This is a genomic window from Rhodococcus wratislaviensis, assembly GCF_041228765.1.
In the GTDB taxonomy this organism is placed as follows: domain Bacteria; phylum Actinomycetota; class Actinomycetes; order Mycobacteriales; family Mycobacteriaceae; genus Rhodococcus_F; species Rhodococcus_F wratislaviensis.
This window is the reverse complement of the sequence record NZ_CP150489.1, coordinates 21,463-35,874: the sequence shown is the minus strand read 5'-3', so window position 1 is coordinate 35,874 and position 14,412 is coordinate 21,463. Positions and strand designations below refer to the sequence as shown.

Here is a 14,412-nt window from a genome sequence, read left to right as displayed (position 1 = left end):
TAGCGCCTGAGACGATCTCCCTCAGTAGCGGTGGCCACGCGGGGGAGACGGGGGCGCAGCGAGCCGATCAAGCGGCACCCCCGAAGGCGCTTCGGGTGGCGCGCGAGTTCAATGCGTCGAACACGTGCGCCAGGTGCGTGAAGTGCGTCCAGTCCGACCGGACGAGTTCGATGTCGTCGGCCATCTTGATCACGAACCGGCGGGCCTGGTCGAAGTCGCTCGTGTCGGTGTCCTCGTCGAGGGTGTCCTCGCCGCCGCTGCCGAGATTGGCCAGCAGGTCTTCGTATCCCTCACCGAGGGGCAGGTTCAGCAATTTCAGCCCACCCTCGATCGCGTGGGCATTGCCGCCGAGGTCGCCGATGATCACCTCGTACGACAAGGCGGACTTGTCGTCGGACCCGTCGACACCGAGGAAGTCGTCCGGCAACTGGCTGCACACCAGCGCCCGGACGTACCACTTGCGGGAGTCGCGAGAGATCCGCTGGTTCAGGGTGCGGCCGGCGCCGGTCTGCTCGAGGTACTTGTTCTCGTCGAGGAAGAGAACCTTGCGCACGTGCCGGGGAAGCTCGTAGACCAGTCGGTTGGCCAGCCACGCGGCCATGTGCATCAACGGCCCGGCCATCCGCTGCTGCGGCGTCCACTGCGACGGATCGGTGTGCTCGGGAGGAAGCTGCAGGCCGGGCATCGTCAGGACTGTCAGCCGGATGCTGCTGTCGACGTCGTCGACCTCGCCGCGCGTGCCCTCCTCGGGAAACAGCACGCGTGCCTCGGCGAGGTCCGCCATCATCACCAGGTCCTGGTGAACGCTCCTCGCGCAGGTGCGCAGATCGACGTTCTCGTCCTCGCCTCCGATGACGGCGATGGCGTCGAGGACCTCGCGCAGGTTGTGATGTCGTTCGCCGCCGACTCTGTTCGCCGCGGTCTGCAGAACGGTCTCGGTCCACTCGTGCTCGAGCCGGGCCGGGGTGAGCATCATCTTCAGTACCGACACCGCGACCGAGATTCGTTCAGCGGCGGCCGCGCGCATGTCCGCCTCGTACTGAGCGGCAGCGGCCGCGGCCGGGTCGAGGTCGTCGAGGTAGTCGGGGCTGGCCGGGTCGTACTCGGGATCGGTGCGGCGTGGGTCGACGATCACTCGATACGGGTTGAGCGACCCGGGGCGTGAGCTGCGACCGGTGAGCGCGTGAACTTCTGCGATGCCGCGGAATTCGGGCAGTTGCGCAAGCTTCTTGAGTGGTCCCGACGGATCGAGCACCACACCGTAGGCGCCGGCCCGTACCGCCTGATAGACGGTCACCCCGGCGAGGAACGTCTTGCCGGAGCCGGGGACGGCGACGACCGGAGTCAGCCCGGACTTGTCCTTCTTCGAGTGCGCGGCAAACAAGTCCCAAATCACGGGTCGTGGGGCGATGCTCGCGGTCTGGCCGAGCACCACGCCGGTGCGGTCACCGAGGCGATCTCCCACGGCGGCCATACCGGCGGAGAGGGCTTCGACGTTCATCCGGCGGCAGTGTGCGTAATTCGCTAGCCGCTCGCCGGGCATGAACTCGCGCAGCAGTTGGTACTGGCCGTGCTCTTGCTCGAGAGAGATGTGTGGGACGTACATCTCGCGCAGCATCGCGACCTTGTTCTTCGCCTCCTCGGGGGACGCACCTACCACCAGGAGCCGGTAATAGCCCTCGGTGCGCACTGACAGGCCCGAGTGGTCCTCTTCAATGTCGGAGATGACGTGCTGTGCCCGCGTGTGCTGTTCGGCCAACTCCTGCGGAGGCGACTCGTCGTGCTCGACGGTGTAGTGATCGAACTGCGCCTCGATCTTCGAGGTCAGTCGGCGCATCTTGCGCAGCGTTTCTCCCTTGCTGTGCACGCGGATGCGTTCGGACCATTCGATCGGCTCGCCCGATGGGTCACCGATTACCTGCCACGGCAACATCCGCTCGGGGATCGGCAGCGGTGCCATGCGCCCGACTGTCAGCACGATCGCGTACCCGGTGTAGTCGCGGCCGTCCACCAGACCCGAGACGGTGGTGTACCCGTCACCGGGGGTGAGTGCGACCCGAGCGAGGTCCTCGAGTGCCGGGATGTCGGACGCTTCCCAGTCGCCGCCGCCGGCGAGGACGCCGTCCGCGTCGAGGGGCAATCCGAGTGTGGCCGAGCGCCGAAGCAGATAGTCCATCTGCCCGGGTGTCGCGGGCCGCGCCCGCACGCCCTGTCCGGCGAGGTGGCGTTCGATGGTGGCGAGATGCTCGGCCATCGTGTCTCGCTCATTGATGAACGCGTCGGCAGCCCATCGGCGCACCAACCGAGCCAGACGTCCGAGCAGCGGCCAGTCGAGGACGTTTCCCAGAACCTGCGCGATGGCGTCGAGTGCCTGTCCGAGTCTTGATCGCGGCGGCAGGTCGATGCCCCAGTACCGACCCTTGAGGGTGGGGTTGTCCCACAGCATCGCGTGTTGGTGACCGTGAAGGTAGTCCGCCCAGGACAGGGCGCCGGGCACATCGTCGATCGGCTCGGCCCACGCGTCGTGTTGCTGCGCCCACTGCCGCACCGGCCACGGCGTTCGAACCACCCGCCGATGCAAGGTCGTCACCCCGGATTCGGCGAGGTTGGCCAATACCAAAGCCTCGCTGCGAATGTACTGGCGCTGACGGCCGACCGGTCTCATATTCCAAGGCCCCGGAGGCTGGACGAACCATGCCGTCGAGGTGCTGCGGGTGCGGGTGATGTTGCCCTCGACGCCGGCCAGCGCGAGCCGGATGGCCTTGCGGTCGCGTTTGGCCTGCTTCTTCGCCGCGGTGCGCTGCCGATCGAACTCGGCTTCGGAGGTCTTGCCACGCTTGCGGCCTCGCCGCGGGCCCGCGGGGTCGTCGACGACGGGCGGTTCGGTGGCTGCGGGGCTCGCCGTAGGTGTTCTGAGCGGTTCGACCGGCGGCATGCTGGCCTCGGGGACCTGGGACCAGGCCAGGTGCTGCGGTGCCGGTTCGGCAGTCGGGGCGGTCGGGGCGGCGTTGCGCATCGCAGCGGCCCAGGAGGGAGGCAGGGCACCCGGCGGCACGACCGGCGGTTCCGGCTCGTCGAAGTTCGGGTCGAACAGGGCGGCGATGTCCTTGTTCAGACTCATCGGATTTCACCTTCGATCGGGATAGTGGACAGGTCGAAGACGGCGGGCCGTGAGGCAGCTGGCACCGGGGCCAGGACGGTCTGTCCGGGCTTCGGCGACCGTGGCGCCACCAAGTCGTTCCACGCCGCGATGAACACGGAATGCAGGGGGCGGTCGGCGTTGATGTACCGGGTGATCTTGGTCGTGAGAAAGACGGTGAGCGTGACCATCACGGCCAGTGGCGTGAACCCCAGAGGGACGTGCACGATCATGCGGGCGACAACGAAGACCGTGACCAAGATCGCTGCACCCACCCCGACGGCGGAGTACCGGATACGAATCGGGAGGGTTCTGCCGGAGGGCCCAAGATAGTGCGAGTCCACGCGATAGAGCAGATCGTCGTTGTCGATCACGCGCTCACTCCCTTCGAGGATTTGTTCACAGGGACGAGCACGCCTCAGACGTCGACGCCGAAGAGGCTGAGGAAAAATGCCCCGAGCCCGTTCATCGCGCTCTGGCTACCGGCGAGCACGAAGAAGGTGATCGCGACGAGAGACAGTCCGCCGACTGTAAGCACCTTCGAGAAGTTGCTTTTCAGGGCTCCGAGCGCGATCGCGCAGACAACCAGCAGGAAGATCACGACGAACACGTTGTCGCCGATCCAGTCCTTGAGGTTGTTGGTGTTCACCTCGGTTTCCTGAGCAAGAAAGTCACCCCCGATCTGGGTGGGCTTGGGCGAAGCGAGTGCGGCGTCGACGACGGTGGACGCAAGCGACATGGGGTTCTCCTCGGGTCGGATCTGGCGAGAGCACCTGAAACTTGGTGCGGGCGACCGTAAGGAAAATCCCGCGCCGACTTCAACGGGGTATGTGGATAACTTCTGCCGGGAAGGTGTTGCGGTGGTCGGCGCCGCATCGGTGGTACTTGTTTTTCGACAATCTGGTGACACACAGATGTGCTGGGCGCGGGTACCGGTTGCGTGGGCCGTGAGGGTGTCATGCGCAGACCCCTGACGGGTCGTATGGCGTTCGGCGTGCGACGCCTTGCCCATCAGTCTGAGATGAGGGTCCGCAGAGCAGCTCAACAGGCAGTGCACGGGAGCGCGACGGAGCGGCTGCAGCATGGCGTGGCAGCGCCAAATTCAGCGCGGAAACGGTGGCTTGGCCGACCGTGTTCAGGGGCACGCAAGCACGCGTCTTCTCGCCCTCAAAATGAGGATCGAAACAGGGTGGGGTGCGGCACCGATCAGAGGGCGCTCTGCGAAGACATGAAAACGGGCGTCCGAGCAGTCGAATCCAGCGTCCGGAACAGCGGGGAAACCCACCCCCTCCGGGGGTCACTCCCCCCGGCCCTTCGGGCCTAGGGGGGAGTGTAGTACTAGAAATTGCGCCGCGCCAACCTATTTCGGAACGCCCATGTCACACGCTTCCTGCGGTGCTGTTTCGACTGCGCAGCGGGACGTTGTAAAGCACGCCCTCCACGGACCCCGCGGCGGCATCGGGACCGCTTCGACCGATAAACGCCTGCCCCTGCCCGTATCGCTCGCAGCAAGGCGTCTCACACGCATGCTCGGGCGGGTATTGGACCTGCTCGACGCAGCGGTCGGAGAACGGTGGAAACGCCTGCCACTCGACCGCTCATTCGGGCGCTCTGCAACGTGAGCCGCGACTGCTGTTCGGAGCGCTGCGACGGGCTGGTCTATGGCTGCACCCGCGCCGCTCCGCCAAGTGCGGCGAACACCGCCACGCGGAGGCCACATCGACACAGCGAACGAGTTCCCCGGATACCGACCTCGCCCCGACTTGCGAAGCACACACCGGGTCTCGGTGAGCCACGCGCAGACTGCTGTGATCCGGGGTCGCCGGGATGCTCTACGTGGGCACCAACGGGCTCGGGACGATTCGTCGAACGCGTCGCTCGGAAGTTATCCACATACCCCGTTGAATCCGGCGCGCGTTTTTTGCCACAGTGCTCCCGCATCACTCCCGCATCAATGTCGGACCGAGCGAAAGGGGGACGCGGTGAACGCGAGTCGTGACCCGGTAAAGGACTGGGTGGTTCAGCAGTACCGCGAGATCTTCGGCGACTCCGACACCGCACGCGCAGGCAAGCAGGTCGATTCGGACGGCAACCCGACGCGCATCGGCCGGTTCACCCCCACCTCACCGATCGCTGTCGCTGGCGCTGCCGCGGCGGTGTACGCGCCACGGCTGCTGCCGGCCGTCGACGGCAGTGAGACCGCGACGGGCCTCCTCACCCAGCTGCACGGCTACCAGTGGCCTTTGCTCGCTGTCGCTGTCGCTGCCGCACTGTGCGCTGTCGATGTGTCCCGCTACCGCGCGCACAAGTCGACTCAGATGCTCGAATCCGTGGTACGTCAGACCACCGGTCACCTGCCCCGGAAGGTCATCGTTTCACTGGCTCCCGGACGACGGGCCATCCGCAGGGCAACGATCACACTGCATCCCGGCACCGTTATCCGGCCCAAGGCGTTCGACGAGCTGACCCGGGCCATCGAGGAGGCATGCCCTGGCCGCGGCAAGTGGGAGGTGCGCGTCAAGCATGAGGCGCACAAGAATCGAATCCTCATCACCCGCGCCGAAATCATCCCCGACACTCGCTCCCCGCGGCACAAGGCGCTGCAGGCGGCGCTCGATGCCGGCGCGATCCTCAAAGACGCGAAGGTCACCGTCGACTCGGTCGACGACACCGGCGTCGAAACCGGCTTCAAGATCACGTTCGAGCCGTCGATGAACTCCGGTGCGCGCGGCTTCCAAGCAAAGGTTGACGAAGCACTGGCATCTCTTGCGGGCGTGCACGAGTCCGGCCGCACTTGGACCACGGAGTGGACCCCTTCGCAGGGCCACCTGGTGATGCGGCTCGTGGCTGCGATGCCGACTAGGGTGGACCACCCGCTCGCCCTGGTCGACGAGGACCTGCGGCACCTGCCGTATGCGACCGGCGCGGCGGACCTGACGATGTTCTGGGATGTGTCAACGAGCTCGAACAAGCCGCATTGCTTGATCGTGGGCCCGACAGGCGGCGGCAAGACATCCGTCATCCGCACGTTGCTCACCGAGGCGGCGCGCCGTGGCATCCCGTTCGTCGGCGTCGATCCGAAGATGATCGAACTCGATGGCCTCGAGGGTTATCCCGGCTGTGGCGCGATCGTGTACGACGCGCTCCGCGCGGCAATGTTCGTGCGCGCGCTGCACACCGAGATGATGGCCCGCAACGCTTACATTCACCACAAGAAGATCGAGGGCTCGCAGCTACCGCTGATGATCGCGGTCCTCGATGAATTCTTCATTCTCTCCGGCAAGTGGCAGCGGTTGGCGAAGACGGGTGACGACGAGACCCGAGAGCGACTCAAGGAACTCGACCCGCTCGGGGCGTGGGCTGACCTCGCCGTCCTGGCGCGTTCGGCCGGCATCCGCTTGTTGCTCGGTGTCCAACGGCCGGACGCCAGTCTGTTCGGTGGCGCCAGCGGTAACGCCCGGGACAACTTCGGCACGCGCCTGAGCCTCGGGAATCTCTCCCAGGACGGTGCGCTGATGATGTGGGGTGACTCCACGGTCGGACGCGAGGTCGACACGTCGGTAAAGGGACGCGGTATCGCGCTCGGCACCGACGGCAGCCCGGTCGACGCACAGATGTGGTGGACCCCGAACGTCGACCGGCACCCCAACAAGTGGAGCCAGCTCTCCGAGTCGGAGAAGGCAATCATCGACGGGCTCCAGCCAGCCGAAGCGCCGGAGTTCACCTGCTACTCGCGTGAGCTGGCTGAGTTCATCGAATCCGAGCGCGCATTGGCCAAGCGAGCCCGCGAGCACGGCGACGTTCCGGAACCAATCGTGCTCGGCGACAGGCCGGTCAGCGCTGCCGCCGACGATGACGATGTCGCCGACGCGATCCCGGCCTCCGCGATCACCGAGGGCATGGTCGTGCTCATCGACGACGGCCAGGGCAGCGAAGTGCCCGTCACCGTCGATGCGGTCACCGTCATCCGAGACAAGGACACCGGGGACGTCTTCGAAACGACGTTGTCCATCAACACCGGCGGACGGGTCAAGACCAATGTCCACTACGGCCCCACTGACGTCGTGTTCCTCCCCGTGCCGGACCGGGTCCCCGCGACCGTCTGAAACACCCCACCCACCCCAGGAAAGGAATCTCGATGACCGAAGACACCGACACCAATTCCACCGCCCCGGAGCAGCAGCCCACACCGCGTGTGCCCCGACCGGCCATCGGGTCGATCGCCGCGGCTGCAGGACTACTCGGATCGACTATCGGCGGTTCTTTCCGGCCGCTCTCACACGTCAGCCAGACGGCCATCCACGACGCCCATTACGGCGACTGATTTCCACCCCTCCACCGATCACAACCAACCCGAGAGGACACACCATGAGCCGCCGCATCTCCCAGTCGATCACCCCGACCACCGCGGACATCAGCGCGCTGCGCAGCCCGTTCGTCACCAAGGGTGTCAGCGATCCGGTGATCACCGAACTACGCGGATACCTCAAGGATTCCGTGCCCGGATGGCTCGCCAAGCTCAGCGAGACGCAGGAGCTGACCCGCGACCGCCTGGTCGAGATCAAAGACGCAGTCGACAAGCGCCGCGCGGTGTACGAGGCACTGCCCGAAGGCGAAGCCCGCGACAAGGCGCTCGCAGCTCTCGACCGCACCCAAACCATCGTTGACGAGATGGACACCGAGCTGTCCGGCGCCAACGCCTTCAGCGGGATCAACTAACGATGACACCGACCATCGATGTCGAGATCACCTCCGAAACGACTGCCCGCGCGATCCTTGCTTCCGCCGAAGTGGACCCGGTGGACCTGCACGCGACCGAAACCGAGACGCTCGAGGCCGTGGTGCACAGGTTCCTGCACTCAGTCGCCAAGGACCAGAACGTTGATCTGGAGGTCGTGTACCGGAAGGGTGAGAACAGTCGCCACCTGACCGTCCTCCCGAACGGCAAGGTGGAGCCGCGCACGCCCAGCACACCGATCCCCACCACCGCGCCCACGGCACCCCCGCCGGCACGGGCGCAGGACTCCTCCGCACCACCGACGGGGCCCGTGGTCGTGGCTGCCGAACCCATCACGTACGAAACCCGGTCTGAGGTTGTTACGCACCCGCAGACGCCGGCCCCCAGTCGGCCGCAGGCCCACTCGCAGACCCGTTCCAGCACTCCGCAGTACCAAGGAGCCGACGAGGCCGTCACCGGCCCACTGGAGGCGCTGGCGGATCTGGTGGCGGAGCCGGCCTCGCCCGTGGCAAGTGATCCGGCACGGCTCGGCCTGCGAGGGCGGCTGAATGCAGCGCTCGGGCTGAAACTGGTGCCGAAAGAAGCCTCACTGGAGATGCGGCTGCGGGATGCGCAGACCATCATCGCAGGCCCGCTGCCGGACCGTGCGCTGATCGGTGTCATGCAGGTCAAAGGTGGTGTCGGGAAGACGCCTCTGTCGATTGCGCTGACCGACAGCATTGCCACCTATCGCGGCTCCCGCCGCGTTGTATGCGCCGACCTCGGGGAAGTGGGTGGCAGCTTCCCCGATCGGGTGGCGGTTCCGCCCGCTCATGGCTCGGATGCGCTCGGCTTGCTGGCGGAGATCAGCCCCGCGGCAACCGATGTCCGTCCGACGACGCTGAGGCAGTACCTGACCCAGCAACCGAGCGGGGCGGATGTCGTGATTGGCGGTGCGGCCGCGCCTCTCAGGTACGACCAGGCGCAGGCGCTGGGAATGATCCTCAGTGCGCACCGGGACCTGATCGTCGCCGATACCGGGAACTCGAGCCTCGCCGAGAGTTGGCAGTGGGTGGCCGGCGCCGCGCATGTGGTGCTCATCCCGGTGCCGATCCGCACCGACGCCGCCATCGGCGCACAACGCACACTCGAGGCCCTCGCCGCCGTCCGGCCCGACCTGTTGAGCCGAACAGTCATCGTGATCACCGATGGCCCCGGAGACATCCCAGAAGACGAACACGACATCGTCGAGCGGTTCAGCAACCTGAAGGTGCCGGTATGCCGGATGCCGTACGAGCCACGGTTCGCCGGCGGCAAGCGCATCGCGTTGTCTCAGTTGCGCCGTCAGACCCAAGACGCGCTGACCGTGCTCGCCTCGACCGCCATCGGCCTGATGGACCGTGCCGCTGGCTGATGCGTTGGTCCGGCCAGTCCCGAGCCGGACGTCACTTCGAGGACTTTTTCCGACCCACCTCGTTCACCGGCCGCATTCGGGCCGACCCCAGCTGAAAGGCACATCCGAGATGAGCAACCAGATCCCCGCCGGCAATCGGGCCGCGCGCCGCGCAGGTGGCCGGCACCGTCGAGCCAACGCTACGCACGCGGCCACTGCCCTGGCGGTAGCCACGGCTGCCCTGGCCTCCGGTATCGCCCTGTCGCCGTCCGCGGTGGCCGCGCCGATCCAGGGAGGTGTCACCGGTGGAAGCAACCAAGAAGGTGTGACCGGAGCCGACACCCCAGGCGGAACCACCACCTCCACCCCGGCACCCGCGGCCCAGCCCGCATACGTCCCCGAGGCGCCGGCGGAACCGGAGTACTGGGTCGCCCCGCCCGCCGCGTACCAGGACATCGAATGGCGAGCATTGCCGAACTACGACTACGACAACGACTCGTACGTCATACCGGACGACTACTACGTCGCACCCGTCCAGGTGCAGGAGTTGCACCTGCCCACCGCCGTCGCGCCGACCGCTCCGATCATCGCTCCACGCGACACCCTCCGGATCGGTGAAATGCACATCAAGCAGCCGAACTGGATCACCGACGAGGACAAGGACCGCACCAACAACACCTTCGCGGTGGTCGAATCAGGGGTGTCGACGGCCTGGCGATCGATGGGTGTCGAGACCGACCGAGCCGACCGGATCGCCGCCGCCCAGGTCGGTGCCGGAGCAGCAGGGGCGAGCGTCGGTGCCCTCACCGCAGGCGCGACGGCCGCCACCGCAGGCGCTCTGGTCGGCGGCACTATCGGCGGCATCGCCGGAATGACCGCGGGCACCGTCTTCCTCCCCGGAATTGGATGGGTGCCGGTCGGCGTCATCGGCACCGCCGCGGGCGCAGGTATCGGTGCCGCCTCAGCGGGTCTCCCCGCCGCTGCTGCTGGCGCCCTGGTCGGCGGCGGCATCGCAGTGGCCGCGGTCACCCCGCTCGCGGCGGGCGACAAGAGCGAACCCCACGAGGTCGAAGTCCCGGACATCGACCAGGAGGCAGTGACCGCTCAGACCGAGACGGTCCTCACCGACTGGGAGAACTCCGGCCCGATCGGACAAGCCGCCGCCTCCGCCGTGCAGGACACCGTCGAGTCTGCGCCTGCGATCGACCAGCAGGCCCGCGACTTCGCCTCGGCCCAGCCCGGAGGACAGCAGGCGATCGAGCAGGTCGAGGGCACCCTCACTGCGTTCTTCAACGACGCCACGCCGGGTCTGGCGGGGAACCTGCTGGCCAGCGCCGTCGGTGGCGGCGTCGCGCACGGCAACTGATACCGAGAAAAGTGGGTGCAACACCATGAAGAAGCCGAACCTCGGACGTAAGTCCTCACGGCATCCCGCCGTACTCGACCTTCTCGGTGGTACACCCACCGGCGACGTCCCCCCAGGCACCCCCACCAGTGGTGCGGTGCCCGGGGGGCCGGCCAAACCATTACCGGCAGCAGCCCGGAGAACGCGTGGCCCTTCCGGGGGTCGCCGCCCATACGTGAAGACCGCAGCCGTAATGGGCATGGCCGCCGCCATCGTTGCGGCCGTGGTGGTGGCGAACGAGATGCGCGAGGACAACCCCGATCCGGCTCAGGCGGCGATGACGGCGGCCGCCCCGACCGACGAGAACGGACTGCCCACTCTCAACCTGCCCGAACCTGAAAGGGTCGAGGAACCGGAGGCCACGGGGGACGGCGAATGCCGCGCCGATCGCGGTGACCAGAAGAGCGGTGCGGGCGTCATCGCAGCGTTCAACCATGCCTATTACAGCCAGCGCAACGGGGAAGCCGCGCGAGCGCTTGCGACGCCTACTTCATCGGTGCAGCCCGCACCCGAGTTGCAAAAGTTCATCGACGCTGTGCCGGTCGGCACCAACTACTGCATCCGCACGATCAAGCTGTCCGACGGGGTCTACCTGGTCGACCTCTCCCTGATGAAGCCCGGACAACCGGTGGACCGCGGCACCCAGACTGTCACTACCCAGAAGACCGATGGCCGCTGGTTCGTCGACGTCTTCACATAACCCCGCCCACCGGGCGGCATGGCCACCGATCACCGAAAGGAACCACGAACCGATGACCCTGTCCCACAGGCGGCCCCGCCGGACAGCTGCCGCTGTCGCTGTTGCCGTCGGCGCCACCACCGCGCTGACCGCCTGCGGAAGCGACGAGGGCCGCATGGCCGCGGCGGTCTCAGCCTCGACCAGCGCAGTGATCGTCACCGATGCCAGCACCGATCTGGGCAGCATCATCATCGGCTGGGGACAGGACCACTCGGACACCGAAATCACCACGCCACGCCCCGACCAACTCGACGCTCGCTGCTACGGAAGCGGAGACGCACTCGCAATCGACATCACCGCCCCGCACGGATGGAAGATTCACGCCAGCAGCGGCTCTCAGATACTCGCCATCGAGAACGTCGACCAAGGCCTCGCCCGAACCGACGTCGACGCCACCAACAAGTACCTCGACATCGCACAGTCGATTGACTGGTCCCAGCCAGACGAGGTCGATATCGCGGCCACCGCTGATGCCCCACGGGGCTGGAACGCACCGGCCGGCCCGGCACGCGTCTACCTGTCCTTCCACATCGACTGCCGCTGACCTGCGGAAATGACACGTCCCGCCGAATCCTCAGAGATGTGAAGCGTTAGACAACCGGAGGAAACACCTTTCCCACATTGGGAAGGGGCTTTTGGGTCGTCGCGACGAGGCGGCACCCCATCGACCACTTCGGAAAGGGGAAGACGAACCGGCGCCCATCGGTGTCTCGGGGTGGCCTGGCTTCAGATGCTGCCGGGGATGTGAAGGACTTCGATGCCGGCCGTCTCGTACAGCGCATCCCAGAGGTCGGTGCGATCGGGCAACGCGTCGGTGCCGAGCACGGTGAAGTCTGTGGGGATCGCCACTGTGCTGGTCTGGTCCCCATTGGGTGCGAACAGGGCGTAGCAGGCGTGCACGTGGGTCATTTCGTGCCGCGCCCAGTAGCGGATTCCGTCGAACCCGGCTGCGCGGAACGCGTGCGCCCATTGCTGGGTGAGGGCGTAGTCGGTAGTGGTCGAGATCTCGGATGTCATGCCGAATCCGATTGCGGCGTTCGAGGTTGCGTCGGCGAGGTACAGGTCTCGGGTGACTGCTACCGCGGAGATGACGCGGTGTGCGATCTCCGGGCTCGGGATGATCGCGATGCCGCACCAGGTCTCGAGGAGGGTGATCAGTTCGGATTCGGCGGTGTAGCAGGGGCCGGGGAGGTCGAAGCGGCCCCCGAGGCTGGTGCCGAACCACCACGGGGCGAACTTGGCCCCGTGTGTGCGGTACGTCGTCGTGCCGGCGGGCACCGCGTGCACAGGGAACCGTCCCCGGAGTGTGTCCGGGGACGGTGAGACGGCGAGGTGTGGTGTCGCGCGGGATACGCTCACGAAGCCAGCCGTTCGGCGGCCTGCCGGGCGAGCGTCACGACATCGGCGGTGTCGCCGTCGAGAAGGGCCTGCCTCGGGGTGCGATCGTCGAGTTCGGGTTGTGGGCTCGACAGCCACGAGGCGATGGTCCAGGACTGGACGTCGGCGGACGCCCACACCTTCAGGACGTCTTTGATACCCCGGATCGGGACGTGCGGCGCGGTGTCGGTCAATCCGCCCGACCAGTAGCCGATCGTCCCGTCGGCGGCCTCGAGGCGCAGCACCCGAGACTCCCTGACGGCTTGGCTGAGGGCCTGCTTCGTCCAGCCGGTGGCGTCGACGGCCTGCTTGTGGGTCAAGATCGCGCCGAGGTGGTTCTCCCAGGCGCGACGGGCCTTGAGGTTCGAGAGCACGTTCTTGACGCCGGCGGCGACGTATTTGGCGTCGACGTCGTCGAGCTGGTCTGCGGCCATTCCGCTGGCGGTGAGCTGGTCGTCGACGACCTTTTTCAGTGGTGTGCTCATGCCACCATGATCCTCGGTCAAGTAGGTCAAGTCAAGAGGTCAAGCATAGTGCTGTGTGTCGCCTCTCCGGCGCTCTGGTCAGGGATTTTCTTCACTATCGAGTGAGTATTACCGTGGTCCGCTCGATCCTGTGGTCACTCGCATACCGAACCTCCGGTCCCGCTCAACCAGACACCGAAGTTTCCAACCCCCGAAGATCCTCCCTGGCGCCGACGCATACGCTGACTGGCCTCGACTCGAACGCGGGAGGGCCGTTGGCGGAGACCAGCACGATGTGGCACTACACCGACGCAGCCGGACTGCTCGGAATCCTCGGGAGCAACCCCGAGCAGCGAGATCCGAGTGTGGTCGGGCCGCAGAGCTGCCAGCCATCCTTCCGGGCAACCGCGGTCCAGTACCTCAACGACAGCCGCGAACTCATCCACGGCCTCGAGATCATCAAGAACGAGGTACTCCTCAAACGTGCCGCCGAGCTGGACGCGATCGACTACCAGCCCCACGAGCGCCACGAGATCGCCAATGCTCCCGCCAAAGCGAAGTTCCTCCGCGCGCTCTGCGAGACGATCGAACAGGTCGAAAACCGCACCTACGAGCACCACATCCACTGCTACATCACATCGTTTTCGAAGAACCCGGACGCACTCAGTCAGTGGCGGGGCTACTGCGGAGGACTCGACGGTTTCATCATCGGCATCGACAGGGACAAGATTCCGGAGACCCCCGAAACACAGGTGAGGGAGGTCTCATACAGCGACAGCCTCCCGACGTCGTCGGTGGTGACCGACAACGTGAATGACTGGCTGAACTGGCGGCTCTCCTCCACGCATGCGCCCGAAACAACCTCTGGGATGCTCAATCAGTGCGTTCGGGAACTATCCGCGTCCGCCACCCAACTCAAGCATCAAGGCTTCGAGGAGGAAGCCGAATGGCGAGTCATCCACCTCGGATACCGCCAGGGCGCATCGTATCGAAACCGCGGCGCGCAGCTCATCCCGTATGCCACCTGGTCGGTGCCGGCCGACGCGGTTGTCGGTGTTCGTGTCGGCCCCGGCCCGAACCAGCAGGAGAACTACTTGGCGGCCAAGGGTGCGCTGTACTCGTTTGGGTATGCCGAGGTGGCGGAGAAGCTCACGAAGTCTCCCACGCCTTTCCGGTAG

At 66.4% G+C, this 14,412-nt stretch carries 13 protein-coding genes; 8 read left to right on the top strand and 5 right to left on the bottom strand.

The features are described 5' to 3' along the window. Positions 1-67 precede the first annotated feature (67 nt). Genes WKC72_RS39070 through WKC72_RS39060 form a run of 3 tightly spaced genes read right to left on the bottom strand, consistent with a single transcriptional unit; the run spans position 68 to position 3,878 of the window. Positions 68-3,121 carry an ATP-binding protein gene (locus WKC72_RS39070; RefSeq protein WP_370185163.1) on the bottom strand — a complete coding sequence of 1,018 codons (3,054 nt, stop codon included), beginning with the start codon at positions 3,119-3,121 and terminating at the stop codon, positions 68-70. After that, entirely contained in the window at positions 3,118-3,513 is a 396-nt protein-coding gene (locus tag WKC72_RS39065; protein ID WP_005245113.1) for a hypothetical protein, read from the bottom strand. Before WKC72_RS39065 ends, WKC72_RS39070 begins: the two co-directional genes overlap by 4 nt. Positions 3,514-3,557: 44 nt before the next feature. Next, positions 3,558-3,878, bottom strand: a complete 321-nt coding sequence (locus WKC72_RS39060) for a hypothetical protein (protein WP_005254297.1) — start codon at positions 3,876-3,878, stop codon at positions 3,558-3,560. A gap of 1,243 nt (positions 3,879-5,121) precedes the next feature. On the opposite strand from WKC72_RS39060, the gene WKC72_RS39055 reads away from it, so the two are divergent. From WKC72_RS39055 to WKC72_RS39025, 7 genes are all read left to right on the top strand, one after another. After that, entirely contained in the window at positions 5,122-7,245 is a 2,124-nt protein-coding gene (locus WKC72_RS39055; protein WP_370185161.1) for an FtsK/SpoIIIE domain-containing protein, read from the top strand. A 32-nt stretch (positions 7,246-7,277) separates the two neighbouring features. Beyond that, entirely contained in the window at positions 7,278-7,463 is a 186-nt protein-coding gene (locus tag WKC72_RS39050; protein WP_370185160.1) for a hypothetical protein, read from the top strand. Positions 7,464-7,507: 44 nt separating this feature from the next. Further along, entirely contained in the window at positions 7,508-7,858 is a 351-nt protein-coding gene (locus tag WKC72_RS39045; RefSeq protein WP_370185159.1) for a hypothetical protein, read from the top strand. Between the two features lie 2 nt (positions 7,859-7,860). After that, complete coding sequence (locus WKC72_RS39040) at positions 7,861-9,270, top strand: ParA family protein (protein ID WP_370185157.1); 1,410 nt, start codon at positions 7,861-7,863, stop codon at positions 9,268-9,270. A gap of 109 nt (positions 9,271-9,379) precedes the next feature. After that, a complete protein-coding gene (locus WKC72_RS39035) occupies positions 9,380-10,615 on the top strand; it encodes an insoluble domain protein (protein WP_370185155.1) in 1,236 nt (411 codons plus the stop codon). A gap of 238 nt (positions 10,616-10,853) precedes the next feature. Next, positions 10,854-11,354 (top strand): hypothetical protein, encoded by a 501-nt coding sequence (locus WKC72_RS39030; protein WP_370185154.1) that lies wholly within the window; start codon positions 10,854-10,856, stop codon positions 11,352-11,354. Positions 11,355-11,406: 52 nt separating this feature from the next. Next, positions 11,407-11,937 (top strand): hypothetical protein, encoded by a 531-nt coding sequence (locus WKC72_RS39025; RefSeq protein WP_370185152.1) that lies wholly within the window; start codon positions 11,407-11,409, stop codon positions 11,935-11,937. Between the two features lie 182 nt (positions 11,938-12,119). Here the strand turns inward: WKC72_RS39025 and WKC72_RS39020 are convergent, their stop codons facing one another. Together WKC72_RS39020 and WKC72_RS39015 are read right to left on the bottom strand one after the other, a co-directional pair. Then, positions 12,120-12,752 carry an RES family NAD+ phosphorylase gene (locus WKC72_RS39020; protein ID WP_370185150.1) on the bottom strand — a complete coding sequence of 211 codons (633 nt, stop codon included), beginning with the start codon at positions 12,750-12,752 and terminating at the stop codon, positions 12,120-12,122. Continuing rightward, the gene (locus tag WKC72_RS39015; RefSeq protein ID WP_370185148.1) at positions 12,749-13,255 is read right to left on the bottom strand and encodes a hypothetical protein; all 507 of its coding nucleotides are present in this window, start codon (positions 13,253-13,255) and stop codon (positions 12,749-12,751) included. The genes WKC72_RS39020 and WKC72_RS39015 overlap by 4 nt, the downstream gene beginning before the upstream one ends. A gap of 254 nt (positions 13,256-13,509) precedes the next feature. Between WKC72_RS39015 and WKC72_RS39010 the strand changes: the two genes are divergently transcribed. Continuing rightward, positions 13,510-14,412, top strand: coding sequence for a DUF2971 domain-containing protein (locus WKC72_RS39010; protein ID WP_370185147.1), 903 nt, complete (start codon positions 13,510-13,512; stop codon positions 14,410-14,412).

What these genes read in the sequence shown, in the direction of transcription:
- WKC72_RS39070 (WP_370185163.1), bottom strand. Translation starts at nt 3,121, where the DNA reads ATGAGTCTGAACAAGGACATCGCCGCCCTGTTCGACCCGAACTTCGAC.
- WKC72_RS39060 (WP_005254297.1), bottom strand. Translation starts at nt 3,878, where the DNA reads ATGTCGCTTGCGTCCACCGTCGTCGACGCCGCACTCGCTTCGCCCAAG.
- WKC72_RS39050 (WP_370185160.1), top strand. Translation starts at nt 7,278, where the DNA reads ATGACCGAAGACACCGACACCAATTCCACCGCCCCGGAGCAGCAGCCC.
- WKC72_RS39045 (WP_370185159.1), top strand. Translation starts at nt 7,508, where the DNA reads ATGAGCCGCCGCATCTCCCAGTCGATCACCCCGACCACCGCGGACATC.
- WKC72_RS39040 (WP_370185157.1), top strand. Translation starts at nt 7,861, where the DNA reads ATGACACCGACCATCGATGTCGAGATCACCTCCGAAACGACTGCCCGC.
- WKC72_RS39035 (WP_370185155.1), top strand. Translation starts at nt 9,380, where the DNA reads ATGAGCAACCAGATCCCCGCCGGCAATCGGGCCGCGCGCCGCGCAGGT.
- WKC72_RS39030 (WP_370185154.1), top strand. Translation starts at nt 10,854, where the DNA reads ATGGCCGCCGCCATCGTTGCGGCCGTGGTGGTGGCGAACGAGATGCGC.
- WKC72_RS39025 (WP_370185152.1), top strand. Translation starts at nt 11,407, where the DNA reads ATGACCCTGTCCCACAGGCGGCCCCGCCGGACAGCTGCCGCTGTCGCT.
- WKC72_RS39015 (WP_370185148.1), bottom strand. Translation starts at nt 13,255, where the DNA reads ATGAGCACACCACTGAAAAAGGTCGTCGACGACCAGCTCACCGCCAGC.